The sequence below is a fragment of the Nitrososphaerales archaeon genome, assembly GCA_032906765.1.
Lineage (GTDB): Archaea > Thermoproteota > Nitrososphaeria > Nitrososphaerales > Gagatemarchaeaceae > DASPPF01.
Window position 1 is genome coordinate 392197 of the sequence record JAJTZB010000001.1, and the last position, 16521, is coordinate 408717.

The following is a 16521-nucleotide window of genomic DNA, read 5'->3' on the forward strand; positions in this document are numbered from 1 at the left end:
GCACTCGGTTGGCTCCGCCTTCTGCGGAGAGGAGCTTCAGGGTGCTCGCGGTAGACTTCGGCACGACAAGATGCAAGGCCTCTGTAGTCAGGGGCGACGGCAGGGTTCTCGCGCTCCACGCAGCTGAGAACAGCCTGCGCAAGAGGAGTGAGGGCGTGTACGAACAGGACGCGGAAGAGTTCGGCAGGTCGCTGACGAGTTGCGTCAGGAACGTGCTCGGTGCGTCGGGAGGAAAGGTGGACATAGCGGTGGTGACAGGCCAGGGGTCCGCCCCGGTCTGCCTCGATGGCGCCGGGAAGCCCGCAGCTCCGTTGATATCGCATCTCGACGCGCGGGCGGACCCGCAGAGGAAGTTGATGACAGAAGCGCTCGGTCCGATGGGCTACGTCCCAGCGAAGCTCTTCCCCAACCTTCTCTGGCTGAAGGAGAACGAAAAGAAGAGGTTCGAAAGGGTTCGCAGCGTGCTGGATGTAAGGGAGTACATCGGCTACCTTCTGACTGGAGTCCGCAGTTTCGACAGACGCGGCCTGCGAAAAGCAGACATTGAGAAGATGTGCCGATTCGTCGGACTCGACGCCGACGCGTTCGGAGAGGAGCACAACTACGCTGTCCCGATAGGGAACACCAGCAGTCTGGCGGCGAGGAGACTTGGGATCGGCAAGGGGGTACCAGTCCTGCAAGCGCCAGGTGACACAGTCTGCGCTGCGATCGGTTCCGGAATCAGCGGAAGGGGTTTCGTCTGCGACGTTACTGGCTCGACGGAGGTCGTGGCTGCCCTAGTACCGAGCGACACGAAGGTCAGCGCCTCGTCGCTCTTCCTGATTCCGCACCTCGAAGAGGGAAAGGCGTTCCTCTTCATGTCCCCACCGCTCGGTTTCGTTTTCAAGTGGTTCGTCGAAACCTTCTACGACGGGGCAAGCAAGTCGAAGAGGTACAGCTTGGTCGACAGGGACGTCTCGAGCGTAGAGGTCTCCGAGCTGAACCCAGTCTTCGTGCCGTCTATCCGGACAGTGGGCTACAGCTACAGGATAGAGAGCCACCTCCTCGGCTTGGGCGTCAGCCACACTAGGGCTCACCTGGCGAGGAGCGTGATGGAGGGCTTGGCGATGAGGGTGAGGATGGCTCTCGACGGAGTCAGGGCCAACGGGCTGCCCGTGGGGAGGGTGAGGCTGAGTGGCGGCGGGGCGAACAGCGAGGTCTGGAACCAGCTGAGGACCGATGTCTTCGGCGTGGAGACGGAGCTCATCCAGACCCTCGAGACGAGCTCCCTCGGGGCTGCGATGGTGGCCGCGGTGTCGGCGGGAAGGTACGGTGATGTGCTGGAGGCGGAACAGAAGATGGTCCATGCCACGAGGCTGTACAGGCCCAGGGCTCCAATGGCCAGCATCCACGATTCCATCTACGCCTCCTTTGTCGGGGAGATGAAAGCAATTTCAGAGTCGGGGATCTGAGCCCGCCGCGGCTAGTACCAGGGGAGGTTGGTCTCGGGCGTGACTACCGCGTCGATTATGGCCGGCCTGTCTGCCTTCATCATCTCCTGGAGTGCAGGGCCGAACTCCCTGGAACGCGTGACCCTCATCCCTACCGCGCCGAAGGATTCGGCCAGCTTGACCATGTCCGGGTTCGTGAACTCCACGCCGATCCTCTTCTTCGGCCAGAACTTGTAAGCTGCGTAGGATAGGTTGTTGAACACGACCGTTACGAAGGGGATGTCCTCCCTCACGGCGGTCTCCAGGTCCTGCACTGTCATCATGAAGTCGCCGTCGCCATCGAGACAGACGACCTGCCTGTCCGGGGCCGCCACCTTTGCGCCCAAGGCTGCGGGGTAAGCGAAACCCATCGCCGCGAAGGCCCCCGACCTCATGAAGCGCCTGGGTCCTCTGACTATCATTCTGCTCACATAGCGCGTGTGGACCCCTGTGCCTACTGCTATGATCGCGTCCTCCTTTGCGAGTCTCATCAGGTCGCGCACTATCACCCTCTTATCCACCGGCTCCTCCTCGAACGGACCTCCGAACAGGGACTCTCTTTCCCTCTTCAGCTCGGCTTGGAGCCCGGCGAGTCTCTCCTTCGGCCATCCATTCCCGCCCCTCCGCGCCGAATTCTTGACCGACATGAGGAGCTGCCGGAGGAAGGTGTCGACGTCGGCCACGATTCCGAGCGCGACGTCATAGTGCCTGCCTATCTCTGCAGGGTCGATGTCGACCTGGACTATCTTCGCGTCTCTCGGTACCGTCCTCCAGCCCATCGTCGTGTCGTCCGAGAACCTGAATCCGAGCCCGAGAATCATGTCTGACGACTCCACCAGGTGGTTGGTGGCGGCGTAGCCCCAAACGCCGACCGGCCCGAAGCACAAGGGGTCGTCCTCGGCAATCATGCCTCTGGCCCCGCTCAAAGCAACTGGAATAGAGAGCAGCCTCGAAAGCTCCTTCAGCCTCTCGCCCGCCCCTGAGGCGAGCGCGCCTCCGCCCGCGATTATCAGCGGTCTCTCCGACGACATGATGACTCTCGCTGCATCCTCGACGTCCTGTGCCCGGGCCTCAACCCTTGTCGGCTCGAACGAGAGCTTGCCGAGGTTCTCTAGAGATACGACTTCCGCCTTGCCGATGTCGGCCGGGACGTCGACGTGCACTGGGCCGGGCCTCCCATGAACAGACGTGAGGAGGGCGAGCCGCAGCTGGGCTGCGATTTTCTTGGGATCTGTTATCTGGATGTTAAGCTTGGTAACAGGTCTGAACATGTCCATCTGGTTCCACTCGTTCAGCGCGTCCTTTCCGAGCTTCGACCGCTCCAGGTTGCCAGTCAGGGCGAGCATCGGGACTGAAGCCCTGTATGCGTTCGCGACGCCTATCAGTAGGTTCGCAGCGCTCGGGCCCGCGCCCGCGATGCAGATCCCCGGTCTCCCGGTCACCCTTGCGTAGCCCTCAGCCATGCCAGCGGCCACCTGTTCGTGCCTCACAGTGATGAAGCGCATGTTGCCGCTGCGGAACATGTATTCAGTCGAGGCGAGCAGCGAGTTGCCCGGAAGTCCGAACGCGACATCGATGCCTGAAGAGCTTAGCACGTCGACTATGAGCTCGCTCCCCACAGACTCGCGTGACTTCGCAGGGCCCTCCGGCATCCTTGGTTCGACGCGGGTCAGATGAGGCCGGCCCCGTAGACCGCTAGAAAGTACAGCGCCACCCCGACTACCGCGAGGTTGGCAACGATGAACGTCTTCTGGGCAGGCGACGAGCCCTTGTATCCGAGGACTGTGATCTTCTCCTTGCCGAAGACGCGTATCCTCGTTGCGAGCGTCACCTCGTCGATGGTGACCATGGTCAGCCCGAGCAGCGCTTTGATCAGCGGGACCGTCCTCTCGACTATCACCCGCGGGTTCCTGGACCTGAGCTCCCAGCCCCTAAGCCTCAGGGCGGTGGTGATTACCTGCATCTGTCGGATCATCTCGGGCACGAACCTGTACGCCACCATCATGACGAAGAGGAGCTCCTTCGGGAAGCGCGTGTTTCCTAGCAGCCCGAGGACCTCGTTGAAGGAGGTGGTGTAGATGAAAGTGTAGGTGAAGAGAAGTATGATTCCGATTCTGACGTCGGAGGCAATCCCCCAGAGCACGCCCCCCATGGTTATGCCATAGGTTCCGAGGGGGCCGAACGAGACCTTCCCGAGCGTGATCGAGACAAGGCTCTGTGGGTAGACCTTGAAGAGCGCAGGGTTGGTCTGACCGAAGACACCAATCAGTGTGAAGGGAGCGAGCCCGATGAGTATCGCTGTCAGCACCTTGAACCAGGACAAGGGGATCTTCGCGAGGCGGACGAGCACCAACCCGATTAGCCCGAGGACGGCCATGTAGCGTAGGTCCCAATAGAAGCCGGAGAGAAGGAGCAAGGTGCCGACGAGCACAATCTTGACGAGCGGATGCATCCTGTGGATGACCGTGTCACCGGGCGTGTACTCCAGCCAGGCTGGCAACTAGGGCCCTCCTTTCGGGTAGAGTGCAGAGTAGAACTCGTCGACGGTGAGGACATCCTGCGGGAAGCCGAGAGAGGAGAAGCGTTGCGCAAGCTGGCTGATCTGGGGCGGCTTCACCTTGGCCGTGGCCAGGACCTCCGGGTCCGTAAAGACAGACCTCGTGTCGCCCTCCTTGATGATCTTGCCGTCGTTCATCACAACCAGCCGAGTGCAGACCTTCCCGAGGAATTCCATGTTGTGCGACACTATGACTATCGTGAGACCTTCCCTGTTTAGCCTCTTCAGCTCTTCGAGGAACCAGGCGCTCCTCTTCCTGTCCATCGCGTTGGTCGGCTCGTCGAGGATGATGACGCTCGGTTCCAGGACCAAGACGCTCGCCATTGCGAGAATCGTCCTCACGTCGCGCGGGAGCGCAGGCAACTCGTAGTCGAGATAGCCGGCCAGGGCGAACTGCTTTATCGATTTCTCCAGAAGAAGAGATATCTTGGCCTCGTCGGCGCCGACCAGCCTCAGGCTGTAGGCGAGTTCGGACCTTATGTCTTCCTGGAAGAGTTGGTTGTCGGGGTTCTGGAAGACATAGTTGATGTGCCTGATGAGCGTCTGAATTCTCTCCTTCGACACGTCCAGGCCCGCGACCTGGATCTTGGAGTCGGGGTTCGAGGCCTTCAGGACTCCCACCAAGTGCAGGCAGAGGGTGGTCTTGCCCGAGCCATTTTGCCCGACGAGGCCGATGATTGAACCCTTTGGAATGTTCATGTCGACGCCCTTGAGGGCGTGGACGTCTGGCGGGTATGTGTGCCGCAGGTTCGAGACCGAAACTACCGGCTCCTCGACCGCCTGCGACCCTGTAGCGCCGTGAGATGCGAAACGGAGAGAGGCGACGAGTGGGCGAAGAGCCTTCTCTGCCTCGTCGACCGAGAAGGGCATGTTCCCAATCCCGGTTTTCTTTCTGAACCGCAGGAACAGGTCAGCCATCTGTGTCCTTCCCACGCCGATTTCGTCCAGAAGCGGCTCCATGATTACTCGGTGGGGGTCGCCGTCGAGCACCACCTCCCCCCCGTGGAGCACGACTAGGCGGTCGAGGTACCCGATTATGGACTCGAGGTCGAGGCCCGACTCTGTAATCACCACCGTCGAGTTCTGTTCCCGTACAAGGTTCTTGATAATGGAGAGAACCCTTTCCTTTCCCTCCGAATCGAGCATTGACACGGGCTCGTCGAGGGCCAACACCTTGGGCCTCATGGCGAGTATGTCAGCTATTGCGAGGCTCTGCTGCTGGCCCCCCGAGAGTTCCTCGGGGTTCCTGCTCTCGAGGCCCTTCAGGCGCGTGACCGTCAGGGCGAAGTCTACTCGTTCCCTGATTTCTTTTTCTTCGAGCCCAAGGTTCGACGGGCCGAAGGAAACGTCGTCGAGGACCGTGAGCCCGAGCAGCTGGGTCACGGGCTTGTCCAGTACTACGCCAACCATCTGCGAGTAATCTAACGGCGAGAGTTCACGCGAGTTCTTGCCTTCGATAAGAATCTCCCCCTCCTCAATCCCTGGGACCTCCTCGGGGGCCAGGCCCCCCAACGTCTTGATGAAGGTGCTCTTGCCCGAGCCGCCTATCCCCAGGATCCCGACGGTCGTGCCCTGCTCTATCTTCAGGCTGACGTTCTTGAGAGCCTTATTCGACCGTCCTAGGTGAGTGAACGAGTAGTTCCGGAATTCGATGAGCGTCAAGTGGCCACCGGGTTTCCAAAAAGAAGGAGGTGCAGTCCCATCTCACTAGGACTGCAGCTATGGATTGGAGGCCTGTGAACCCGTGCGCATGCGTCTCGTGGCACTTCTGTATGCGGCTTCCGCCACAATCAGGCCGACCACAATGGAGATGGCCGAGGTTGGCCACCAGAAGACCATGTAGCCGACGTTGCCTAGGAACGCGTCCCAAGGGTTCAGTTGGAAGAACTGGAAGACTGTGTAGCCCGCGTGGATGAGCAGTATCACCGGGATGATCGCTACCCACTTTGCGTAGCTCATCAAACCGGTGGCTGACATCCTGACGAACCTGAAGATCAGGTATCCCGCCAGCGCCCACCTCGCGGCGTCCATGAAAACGAACGCTGGGACGGCCGCAGGGTTCATGAAAGAGATTCCTGTGATTGCGAATCTGATGAACCCTCCCACTATGATTGCCACCAGAGGCACTATGGGCGGGAACATGGCGGCTGCGAATGCGGTGACTGCAGCCACAATGTCGAAGTTGGTTACTGCTCCGAAGAGTCCGCCCGCCGCGTAGAGGGCAGCCAGAATGCCCATCGCTGCCAGGTAGTACGGGCTGAAGAGCGAGTAATGCCTGCCGGGCACGTATCGTCCGGGCGGTGCTCGGAAGCGCTCGTTCCTCGAGATTTCGTAGACTCCGAAGAACGCCAGTGGTATTGTGATTAGAAAGGTGAACTGGTAGTAGTAGGCTATCCTTGCGGGTGAGTTTGCTATTCCGAGAATCGCGGTCGTGGGGTTGTAGGCTAGTGCGACATAGGCCGTCGAGACGAGGCCTAGCGCAAGCCAAACTAGGTTTCCACCAATTATCTTCTTTGAAGTCGGAAGTATCCCCTCAGACTTCATGTGGCACTTCGGAAGGCCAAGCGAGTAATAAAGCCTTGGTTCGTGGGATTCCTGTATTCCCGAAGTGGAGAATTTCCTGAGAAATCGAAGCCCCTCCTATGATTCTGGCTACCACACCAGGGATTTCTTCAACGAGCCTCGAAATCAGACGATTGCGACCCTCTTCTCGCCGACCGCAAGACGGGTGTAGCTTGCCAGTCGGCCATCCCGCTTATTCTTTTATGGCACAACATGGGAATGATGGCGGCATGACAGCCTACACTGGAGGCGAGATGGTGGCCGAGTACATGGCGAAAGAGGGCGTTCCTTACGCGGTGGGCCTTCCAGGCCACGCCATCGCGACAGTCGTAGACGCAATTGGGAAGAGAGGCATCAAGATGATTCAGGCGAAGAATGAGGAGAGCGCCTGCCACCTAGCGGATGGCTTCTTCAGGGCCTCGGGCAAGCCGCTCGTCGTCTTCGCGACCGCAGGTGCGGGGGCGACCAACACAATACTGGGGCTCGCCACGGCCTGGGTCGACTCTTCTGCGTTTGTGTTGATAACAGGAGAGGTCTCCTCGTACTTCTATGGATACGGCACGTTCCAAGGCACAGAACGCTCCGCGATTGGGGACTTCAACTCAATCGTGAGGCCAGTGACCAAGGGCACCTGGAACGCGAGCAGGGCCGACGTGATTCCAGAGGTGATGGCAAGGGCGTTCAAGCTCTGCACCAGCGGAAGACCGGGGCCGGTCCATGTGAGCATCCCGATGGACGTAGCCGCCCAGAAGGCGGACGTGACGATTCCCGAACCGTCAAGGTACAGGCCAGAAGGGACGATGAGGGCCGACGAGGCGACGATGCAGAAGGTCTCCGACATGATCCTGAACGCCAATCGCCCTATCATACTCTCCGGGGGCGGAGTGGCCAACAGCGGAGCGACTGCAGCGCTGATCGACTACGCAGAGTTCCTCGGCATCCCAGTGATGAGCACCGAACTCGGGTTGGGCAAGGGGACGTTCCCGGAGGACCACGAGCTGTACGCCTTCTACCCGGGATCCCCGGGCTCTTCGGTCGGGAACATGCTGGCCAGAAACGCTGACGTCATCCTCTCTCTCGGATGCAGGTTCACAGAGTTCACAGCCAGTTCCTACAAGCAAGGTGCGACGTTCAGCATCCCGCCCACCAAGCTGATCCAGGTCGACATCGACGCCGGGGAGATAGGGAAGAACTACCCTGTCGAGGTCGGTGTTGTCGCGGACGCGAAGGCAGTGCTCCAGGACCTGCTCAGCATTGCTAGGAGGAAGACCCAGAAGAGAAACTACAGGCAGAGTGAGTACTTCAAGCAGCTCCAGACGCTGAAGGGCGAGTGGTTCGAGGACCTGAAATCCATCACCGAGGAGCCGACCCTGACCATGGGCTCGCTGGTGACGGAGCTGAGGGATGTTCTTGACAGGAAGGCAATAGTCGTGGAGAGCACATCCTACTCGATCTCGGTGGTGAGTCAGCTCTTCCCCGTCTACGAGCCGAGGTCCCACATAGCGTCTGGGGGGTTCGGGCCCATGGGCTTCGGGCTGCCCGCAGCCATGGGAGCGAAGCTGGCGAGGCCCGACAGACAGGTCGTCGACGTGGACGGTGACGGCGCCTTCCTCTTCAGGGTAGGGGAACTCTCGACGTGCGTCCAGTACGACATACCAGTCCTTGCCGTGGTCTGCAACAACAGGGGGTTCATCTCGGTCAAGGACAGCCAAGCGCACATGTTCAACCGGTCCTTTGTGGTGGACTTCAAGAAGCCGAACGGCGAGCTCTACTCGCCCGACTACGCGAAGGTGGCCGAGGCGTTCGGCTGCTTCGGGACTAGGATAACCAAGCGCGAGGAGGTCAAGGACGCTGTGAAGAAGGCATTGTCGTCCGGGAAACCTGCGGTGATAGACGCGGTCATTGCGAGGGACTTCCCGAAGACAGGGACGAAGCACTACGGGTTCTGGCACGGCATAAGCCCCGAAGCGGGGAAGCCGTAGCTCAGTCGTCGACCGGCCAGTTTCCCTTCGTTATCAGCTCGACTACGTTGCCCGACGGGTCGTCGAAGTAGACCGACCTTGCTTTCCCCCAGTTCACTTCCTTCGTTATCGCGACTCCTTCGCGTGAGAGCCTTGCCTTCCAAGAGTCGTAGTCCGCGTCGTCTATCTCGAAGGCAAAGTGCTGGATCCCGCTCGCGCCGTGGGCGGGAAGCCTCTTCTCCTGCAGTGTGGTAGCGGCCAGGAAGAGGAGGAGCATGCTCTTTCCTGCCTTGAGGAAGACGTGCCTGTTAGGCTCGCTGCTGTAGAGTTCGAGTCCGAGGACCCTTGTGTAGAAGTCGCGCGCCGCGTCGAGGTCGGTGACATAGACTCCTGTCTCGACGACCTTTCTAACAGCCAACGGGTTCTTCATGGTCCCGCCTGGGGAATGGCCGTCGGCGATGAATGTCCCATGAGCTTACCCTACAGTTTGGCCAGGTCTCTGGTCTTGCCCAGCCCTGCCGGCGCGAGGTTGAACTGGATCGTCTTGATCCTTGTCATCTCGTCGATGCTGTACCCGATTCCTTCTCGGCCGAGTCCCGAGTCCTTGTTGCCTCCGAAGGGGAAGTAGCCCACTCCATGCGACGGAGCGTCGTTTATGCTCACCGACCCCTCTTCCATCGCCTTCGCCACCTTCCACGCCGTGTACAGGCTGTTAGTGAAGATGCACGAGTCGAGACCATAGCGAGACTTGTTTGCAATCTGGATTGCTTCGTCGATGCTCTTGACCCTGATCAGCGCCACGACAGGGCCGAAGGTTTCCTCCCAAGCAATCTTCGCCTCTTGCGGGACGCGGTCTAGAATGGTTGGCTCGAAGTATGCCCCCCTGTGCCTCCCTCCCTTCAGCAAGAGGGCTCCCTTCGTGACCGCGTCGTCGACCAGCGACTGGACCCTTTCGGCAGCCCCTTCGTTGATCAACGGACCAACGTTGTATCTCTCGTCTTTCGGGTCGCCCATTCTCCAGGACTCGGATTCGGCCAACAACCGCTCGATGAGCTTCGAGGCGACAGCTTCCTCCACGAGCACTCGGCTGATGGCGTCGCACCTCTGCCCTGCGTACTTCAGCGACCCCTCGAGCACCTTCTTTGCGGCCAGCGTGATGTCGGCATCTGCGGCCACTATGGCGCATCCCTTCCCTCCCAGTTCGAGGTGCATCTTCTTCATCCCGACCAGCTTTGCTATGTGCTTCCCAGTTTCCGTGCTTCCGGTGAACGTCACCATCCCTACCAGTTCGTGATTGACGAGCGCGTCCCCCACGTCCTTCCCCCTGCCCGTGATTATGTTCACGACACCATCTGGAATCCCCGCCTCCTGGAAGGCCTTCGTCAGGAGGACGGCCGAGATTGGGTCATCACTCGCGGGCTTGATTACCACTGCGTTTCCCGAGACTATCGCTGGCACGATCTTCGCTGTCACTGAGAAGAGCGGGTAGTTGAAGGGCGTGACGCATGCTATCACTCCAATCGGCTCGTGTATCACGAGGGCGAACTTCGCCATGGTGTCCTCCGACCAGTCTCCGGGCACGTATTCGCCGAAGATCCTCCTCGCCTCCTCCATCGTCATCTTGATTCTGTTCTGCGAGGCGCGCACTTCGCTCTTGGCTGCGCTCACAGGCTTCCCCGCCTCCAGGACCAGCGTCCTGACGAATTCGTCGTCATGGTCCTGCATGATGTGCCTGGCCTTGTTCAGCATGTCGATTCTGTCAATTGCAGGGATGTCCCTGATCTTCCTTCGTGAGTCGTACGCCGTCTTGACTGCGTTCTCTACGTCCTCGGCCGTGCCTGCCTGGACCCTGCCGACAACCGAGCGGTCCCCAGGGGAGTGCACGTCCATGACTCCGCCGCGGGCGGACAATACCCAGCGGCCTCCGATGAGCATCTTGAATTGTGGGACCCCAGCATTCACTGTGTAACAATCGCGAAAGATTTCGGTAAGCGTTAGCGACATCGGTCCAGATTCCTGCGTCAAATGACCTTCGGCGAGAAGGGCCCTCGGGTTCTTATAAACAGAACGAGGCGGAAGGGCTCGAGACCCTCAAGATGACTTAATACAGTAAGCAAATGTGTGCGCCGAAGATGGCGCAGCTCGTCGACGTCAAGGGTTTCGGCTTCAGGTACACAGACGCAAGCAGGTGGGCGGTCAAGGAAGTGGACCTCGCAGTCGACGAAGGAGAGGTTGTAGTCCTCGCCGGGCCAAGTGGCTGCGGCAAGTCGACGCTGCTTCGCGCCGTCAACGGTCTGATTCCTCACATGTACAACGGAGAGTACGTCGGGACTGTAACAGTCGCGGGAAAGGAGGTGGCCAAGACCGAGATGAGGGAGCTTGCGCAGACCGTTGGGTTCCTCTTCCAGAACCCAGAGAACCAGATCTTCATGTTCTCAGTCGAGAGGGACGTTGCCTTTGGACTTGAGAACTTGGGCACGGGGAGAGCAGAGATGAGAGAGAGGGTAGACGAGGCAATGAGGCTCATGGGCGTCACCGACCTGGCCAGGCGGGCGCCACACGAACTCTCGGACGGCCAGAAACAGAGGGTCGCGCTTGCGGGTGTGATTGCGATGAAGCCCAGGCTGGTGATACTGGACGAGCCGACGTCTCTCTTGGACCCGAAGACAGCCTCTGAACTCGTCTTGTCGGTGGACAAGCTGAGGAAGGAGACAGGTACGACGTTCGTGGTAGTTGAGCACAGGCTCGACCTGCTGGTCAGGATTGCAGACAGGCTTGTCGTAATGAACGATGGGAGAAAGGTCATGGACGGCAGGCCCGGCGATGTTCTGGCCAATGAAGATGCGAAGGGCTACGGCGTGGCTGTGCCTGTGCTGAGCAAGTTGGAGAACTCGCTCATGGGCGACGGGGTGCGTCTGAGCTCGAACCTTCTCGGACCGGCCGAGCTCGCGGACGAGGTGAATTCGACGGTCAAATGATCGAGTTCAAGGAGGTGACCTTCGTCCAGCCGACGGGCGTCCACGCGCTTGACGGTGTCAGCCTGACAGTAAGCGATGCGGAGACAGTCGCAATAGTTGGCGAGAACGGCGCGGGAAAGACAACCCTGGTGAAGCACATCACCGGTCTGCTGAAGCCGACCACCGGGACAGTCCTAGTGGACGGCGAGGACACGAGGCATGAGAGCACAGCCCAGCTCTCGCGAAAGGTGGGGGTCGCCTTCCAGAACCCGGACCATCAGCTCTTCTCCGAAAGCGTCGAGGAAGAGATTGCGTTCGGGCTCAGGAACTTCGGCTTCCCGCCGGAGTTGACTGCCCAGAGGGTAGACTGGTCGTTGAAGTTCTTCGGCCTGGAGGAGTACAGGAAGTCCTCCCCCTTGATACTCAGCGGCGGGGAGAAGAAGCGGCTAACACTCGCGTGCATACTCTCCTGGGACCCGAAGGTGGTCGTCCTCGACGAACCCACGGTAGGGCAGGACGCCATCCAGAAGGAGAAGCTAGCGGAAATAATCAGGATGCTGAGGTCGACAGGGAAGACAGTCATCCTCGTCTCCCACGACATCGAGTTCCTGTGGCCGATCCAGCCGAGGCTGATCGTGATGTCAAGGGGCAGAATCATTGCTGACGGAGAAGCCAAGGAGGTAATGCTCGCCAAGGAGAAGCTGGCGGGCGCCAGGGTAACTCAGCCGCAGCTGGTGATGTTCTACCAAGACCTGAGGGAGAAGCCCGCCTCGCCTTTTCTGGACGACTTGGACGCGAGAAAGTGGCTCTCTAGGCCGGCGAAGTAGCATGATGTGGCTAAGCGGGGGTTTCATCTTCAGGCGGACCGACTCGGTCTTCCACAGGCTCGACCCGCGGGTGAAGCTGCTGGTCTCCATCCTGATGTTCGCCACGGCCCTCCTCGTCAGGTCAATCTTCCAGCTCGTTTTCGTGCTTGCGTTCATCATTGCAATTGCCGCCGTGGCGAAGGTTCTCAGGCGGATATCGAGGACGATGCTGCTTACGGCCACGTTCGCGGCCTTCATCTTCGTCATCAACATTGTCTTCACCGGGAACCTGGCCACGTCGGCGCTCTACGCCTCCAGGTTCATAGCGATCGTCGTCTCCACCAGCCTGTTCTTCATCACGACGTCGCCAGACGAGCTCGAGCAGGTGATGAAGACGTTCAGGCTCCCCAGGGACGTGGTCTTCGCCTTCGTCACGGCCGTCAGATTCATTCCAGTGATGATGCTCGATACGATGCAGATCATGGACGCGCAGAAGTCGAGAGGGCTGGAGCTCGAGAAGGGGAACCTGGTGAGAAGGTTGAAGAACATGATACCCGTCCTAATCCCGCTCGTCGTCAACTCCGTGATAAGGAGCGGCGAGCTCGCGGAGGCGATGGAGTCTAGGGCGTACGGGGCCGTCCCGAAGCCGACTTCTCTTTTCGAGTACAGGACGAGCAGAGCAGACAAGGCCGTCGCACTCGCCAGCTTCGTCTTGTTCTCGCTCGCTGCCTACGCTATATACTTCCTGCTGCCCGTGATGCCAATATGATTCCCGCGCGGGTCGTGGCCGACGAGAGGGAGAAGGCGAGCGGCGTCCCGGAAGAGCTCTCCAAGCTCAACGTGAGAGTGTACTTCAACCAACTCCCAGTCGCCGACTACGTCCTGAACCCGGAGATAGCAGTGGAGAGGAAGTCCGTGAGAGACCTCCTCTCTTCCATCTACGACGCGAGGATCTTCTCCCAGTCCGCCAGGCTGGCGGCGTCGTACGCGAAGCCCTACCTACTCATCGAGGGCGACTCGACGGAAGTCCAGAAGCTGGCCAAGAACCTGAAGGCGTACTACGGGGCGATTTCCAACATAACGCTCGCATACGGGCTGAGGGTCATCTACACGGCAAACCCGAGAGAGACCGCGATTGCCATTGCAGAGCTCCTCACCCACGCTCGGGCGAAGCCGCTCGCACGACTTCCTGTGGAGGCGCCGCCTAGAGGAAAGAGCCTGCCTCAGCAACAGCTGTACCTCGTCTCGTCGATGCCGGGCGTGGGCAGGAAGCTCGCAGAGAGGCTGCTCCTGAAGTACGGGACGCCGAGAAGGATAATGGGGCTGACCCAGGGAGAGATGTCGATGACGCAAGGAATAGGTTGGAAGAGGGCCCAGAGGATGAAGGACCTCCTGGACACGAAGTACTTACGTTACGACAAGAAGGAAGATCAGACGAGGCTGGAGGAATGAAGGTCGCGATAATAGGCGGCACGGGAAAGCTCGGGATGGCGCTCGCAGCCCAGCTCTCGAAGAAGCACGAAGTCCTCATCGGGTCGAGGGACAAGGCCAAGGCGGAGAGGGCGGCACGCACTGTGCCCGGCGTCCGCGGGGAAGACGAGCTGGGCGCTGCAGGAGCCTGCGAAGCGGCAATACTCGCGATTCCGTACGCGGCGGTCGGGAGGATGGGGGCCCTCGAGCCTGCGCTGGCAGGTAAGCTGGTCATCTCTCCGGTTGTCCCGATGAAGATCGAGAAGGGGACGTTCCATTACGCCGCAGAGTCAGGCTCCGCTGCGGAGGAGATTGCATCCTTGCTGAAGAGGAGCAGGGTGGCGGCAGCGCTCCACACGGTCCCCGCGCGCTTCATGCTCGAATCTGGGAGGGGAGACATCGACGTGCTGATCGCTGCGGACGACAAGAAGACCTTCGACGAGGCCGCTGCGATAGTCGGTAGCATAAGCGGAGTGAGGCCGCTTTATGGGGGCCCGCTCTCCATGGCCTCGTCGATCGAGAGGATCACACCGCTGCTCCGGAACCTGGCGAAGATGAACGGCATGAAAATCCCGTCCATCAAGTTCGTCGCATAGGAAGATTAGATAACCCCCCAAGTGCCGCGTTCCCGCGATGAAGTTCGGATTCATCCTTCCTAACTTCGGCGATAGAATCGGACCGGGGGAACTGGTGGAGATATCGAAGGCTTGCGAAGAGGAAGGCTTCGACTCCGTCTGGGCAACTGACCACATCATCATGCCAGTCGAGCTGAGGGAGCCGTACGGCCAGGTGCTAGAGCCGCTTGTCACAATCTCGTTCGTCGCCGCCGCGACACGCAGGCTCAAGGTCGGGACGTCAATATTGGTCCTCCCCCAGAGGAACCCGATACTCGTCGCAAAGCAGGCGGCTACCATCGACGCGTTCTCCGGCGGGAGGCTGATACTCGGTTTCGGCGCGGGCTGGGCAGAGAAGGAGTTCGGCTTCCTCGGCGCCGACTTCAAGAGAAGGGGGAGGATGATGGACGAGAGCGTCAGGCTGATCAAGAAGCTCTGGAGCGACGACATGGTCAGCTTCGAGGGCGAATTCTTCCACGTCAAGGACGCGCTCTTCTTGCCGAAGCCTGCACATGGGAACGTCCCGATTTGGATCGCGGGCAACAGCAGGAGCGCGATAGAAAGGGCAATCAGGCTCGGGGACGGCTGGCATCCCGTAGGCCTGGACCTGAAGAGCTACGCCGCGGGCGCAGAGATGATAAGGCAATCTGGAAAGAGACTGACCCTCTCCATGAGGATGACAACCGACCTGAGGAAGAAGAGGGAAGACTCGGTCGCGCCATCGGGCGAGCGGAGGACCTACTTCTCGGGTGGCGCCGCCGAGGTCCGAAGGTCCATCGACGACTACTCGCGCGCCGGGCTGGAGTACCCGTGCATCGCAATACTTCACCCGTCGGCGATTGAAATCATGGAGGACGTGCGCAAGTTCGGCAGAGACGTTATCAGGTCCTACGGCTAGCTGTCCTGTACGTGCTGAACCCTCCCTGCCAGCCCGCGTAGAGTATGGGAGCGTAGTTCTTGAAGCGCCAGTAGCCGCGGAAGTCGCCGGAAGCGTACGCAGATTCCACCCCGCCGATTAGGAAGACGTGGTCACCGACCCTTCGATGCGAGCGAACTGAGCACTCGACGGCAGCGACGGAGTCTGAGACGACGGGCGCGCCGACCTTCCTGCCTCGCCTGTGGGCGAGACCTGCTGCTGCGAGCTTGTCAGTCATCCCGCGGCCTGTGTGCGTTGCGAGGAATGACATGGCCTCCGCCCGCCTCTTGTCGAGGAAGCAGAGGCTGAACGCCCCCGAAGCGATCGCAAGCTTGAGGGTGAAACTGCGCGGGGCGCACGCGATGCCGATGAGAGGCGGCTCGGCGGAGATGGAGGTGTACGACACGACTGGCATGGCTGAAACTGATCCGCCAGACGAAGAGCAGAGGAGGGCTGGGACGCCCGGATAGAACAGCCTGTGGACGACGGATGGGTCGACGGCTTTCAAGGCAGGAGGAGGAGAGGGCGCCTCGCTAGATAAGCGGGCGGTTCACGCCGAGAAGCGGAAGTGGACTATCGCGACGTCGCCCCACTCGTCGGCTGCGATGGCTGTATAGACGCCTGAGAGCTGAGACATGTAGGGCGGGTTTCCGTAGGTGAGCGTTGTGCTGAGATTCCACTCTGCGAGCGAGCCGTTGAGCCTGACAATCGCCAGTGAGGAGTGCGGCTGCATCAGGAAGGAACTAGGGGTATACATGGACACGGGGCAGGCGATCATCGGCCTCACCAAGGGGACGAAGGTACCGAGAGTGTAGTTGTCAAAGGTGTAATAGCCTCGCATCAGGCCAACTCCGATCGGCCAGCCGTTCGTGCAGATTCGCGTCCAGAGGTAATTGGGGCTGACGGCCCATTGGTTGGCAGCCGTTGCGTTGAGAATCTCCGAGGAGGTGTTGTTCGCCCAGCCGGAAATCGACACTTCTTCCGTCCCGCTCAGAGATGTAGTATTCAGGTTGATGTTCAGCGTAAAGCCGTAGGGAGAGGTGACTGAGGCGCTCCGCTCGAAGTGCTCGTGAACAGGGTTGACGAGAGGTGGTACGAAAATCGCAGCGAAGATGACTAACACTATGGCCGCAAGGATGATGGCCATGTTCCTCGCGTTCCTGCTGTACTCCCTGTCCTCTTGCGTGGACATCGTTACGGCTTTGGTGG

At 60.1% G+C, this 16521-nt stretch carries 16 protein-coding genes; 8 read left to right on the plus strand and 8 right to left on the minus strand.

Annotated features, from left to right (window positions below; genetic code table 11):
• Nucleotides 1-8: 8 nt before the first annotated feature.
• Nucleotides 9-1451 carry an FGGY-family carbohydrate kinase gene (locus LYZ69_02160; protein ID MDV3277254.1) on the plus strand — a complete coding sequence of 481 codons (1443 nt, stop codon included), beginning with the start codon at nucleotides 9-11 and terminating at the stop codon, nucleotides 1449-1451.
• A gap of 11 nt (nucleotides 1452-1462) precedes the next feature.
• On the opposite strand, the gene LYZ69_02165 is transcribed toward LYZ69_02160, so the two are convergent.
• From LYZ69_02165 to LYZ69_02180, 4 genes are read right to left on the minus strand one after another with little or no spacing between them, the layout of a single operon-like run.
• Nucleotides 1463-3121 (minus strand): thiamine pyrophosphate-binding protein, encoded by a 1659-nt coding sequence (locus tag LYZ69_02165; GenBank protein ID MDV3277255.1) that lies wholly within the window; start codon nucleotides 3119-3121, stop codon nucleotides 1463-1465.
• A 17-nt stretch (nucleotides 3122-3138) separates the two neighbouring features.
• Nucleotides 3139-3969: an energy-coupling factor transporter transmembrane protein EcfT gene (locus LYZ69_02170; protein ID MDV3277256.1), complete on the minus strand. Its 831-nt coding sequence runs from the start codon at nucleotides 3967-3969 to the stop codon at nucleotides 3139-3141.
• Nucleotides 3970-5688 carry an energy-coupling factor transporter ATPase gene (locus tag LYZ69_02175; protein MDV3277257.1) on the minus strand — a complete coding sequence of 573 codons (1719 nt, stop codon included), beginning with the start codon at nucleotides 5686-5688 and terminating at the stop codon, nucleotides 3970-3972.
• Nucleotides 5689-5745: 57 nt separating this feature from the next.
• Nucleotides 5746-6570 (minus strand): hypothetical protein, encoded by an 825-nt coding sequence (locus LYZ69_02180; GenBank protein ID MDV3277258.1) that lies wholly within the window; start codon nucleotides 6568-6570, stop codon nucleotides 5746-5748.
• 248 nt (nucleotides 6571-6818) lie between these two features.
• On the opposite strand from LYZ69_02180, the gene LYZ69_02185 reads away from it, so the two are divergent.
• Nucleotides 6819-8570: a thiamine pyrophosphate-binding protein gene (locus LYZ69_02185; protein MDV3277259.1), complete on the plus strand. Its 1752-nt coding sequence runs from the start codon at nucleotides 6819-6821 to the stop codon at nucleotides 8568-8570.
• Nucleotide 8571: 1 nt separating this feature from the next.
• Here the strand turns inward: LYZ69_02185 and LYZ69_02190 are convergent, their stop codons facing one another.
• Nucleotides 8572-8979 carry a VOC family protein gene (locus LYZ69_02190; protein ID MDV3277260.1) on the minus strand — a complete coding sequence of 136 codons (408 nt, stop codon included), beginning with the start codon at nucleotides 8977-8979 and terminating at the stop codon, nucleotides 8572-8574.
• A 50-nt stretch (nucleotides 8980-9029) separates the two neighbouring features.
• A complete protein-coding gene (locus LYZ69_02195; GenBank protein ID MDV3277261.1) occupies nucleotides 9030-10460 on the minus strand; it encodes an aldehyde dehydrogenase family protein in 1431 nt (476 codons plus the stop codon).
• Nucleotides 10461-10681: 221 nt separating this feature from the next.
• Here LYZ69_02195 and LYZ69_02200 point away from each other — a divergent pair, with 221 nt between their 5' ends.
• From LYZ69_02200 to LYZ69_02225, 6 genes are read left to right on the plus strand one after another with little or no spacing between them, the layout of a single operon-like run.
• Nucleotides 10682-11527 (plus strand): energy-coupling factor ABC transporter ATP-binding protein, encoded by an 846-nt coding sequence (locus LYZ69_02200; GenBank protein MDV3277262.1) that lies wholly within the window; start codon nucleotides 10682-10684, stop codon nucleotides 11525-11527.
• On the plus strand, nucleotides 11524-12333 hold the full coding sequence (locus LYZ69_02205) for an energy-coupling factor ABC transporter ATP-binding protein (protein ID MDV3277263.1): 810 nt from the start codon (nucleotides 11524-11526) through the stop codon (nucleotides 12331-12333). The genes LYZ69_02200 and LYZ69_02205 overlap by 4 nt, the downstream gene beginning before the upstream one ends.
• Before the next feature lie 4 nt (nucleotides 12334-12337).
• A complete protein-coding gene (locus LYZ69_02210) occupies nucleotides 12338-13081 on the plus strand; it encodes an energy-coupling factor transporter transmembrane protein EcfT (GenBank protein ID MDV3277264.1) in 744 nt (247 codons plus the stop codon).
• Nucleotides 13078-13764 carry a helix-hairpin-helix domain-containing protein gene (locus tag LYZ69_02215; GenBank protein MDV3277265.1) on the plus strand — a complete coding sequence of 229 codons (687 nt, stop codon included), beginning with the start codon at nucleotides 13078-13080 and terminating at the stop codon, nucleotides 13762-13764. Before LYZ69_02210 ends, LYZ69_02215 begins: the two co-directional genes overlap by 4 nt.
• On the plus strand, nucleotides 13761-14378 hold the full coding sequence (locus tag LYZ69_02220) for an NAD(P)-binding domain-containing protein (protein ID MDV3277266.1): 618 nt from the start codon (nucleotides 13761-13763) through the stop codon (nucleotides 14376-14378). Before LYZ69_02215 ends, LYZ69_02220 begins: the two co-directional genes overlap by 4 nt.
• Nucleotides 14379-14415: 37 nt before the next feature.
• Nucleotides 14416-15294: an LLM class F420-dependent oxidoreductase gene (locus LYZ69_02225; protein ID MDV3277267.1), complete on the plus strand. Its 879-nt coding sequence runs from the start codon at nucleotides 14416-14418 to the stop codon at nucleotides 15292-15294.
• On the opposite strand, the gene LYZ69_02230 is transcribed toward LYZ69_02225, so the two are convergent.
• Both LYZ69_02230 and LYZ69_02235 read right to left on the minus strand, forming a co-directional pair.
• Nucleotides 15278-15820, minus strand: a complete 543-nt coding sequence (locus LYZ69_02230) for a flavin reductase family protein (GenBank protein MDV3277268.1) — start codon at nucleotides 15818-15820, stop codon at nucleotides 15278-15280. The two genes, LYZ69_02225 and LYZ69_02230, sit on opposite strands and share 17 nt — an antisense overlap.
• 42 nt (nucleotides 15821-15862) lie before the next feature.
• A complete protein-coding gene (locus LYZ69_02235; protein ID MDV3277269.1) occupies nucleotides 15863-16504 on the minus strand; it encodes a hypothetical protein in 642 nt (213 codons plus the stop codon).
• Between the last annotated feature and the right edge of the window lie 17 nt (nucleotides 16505-16521).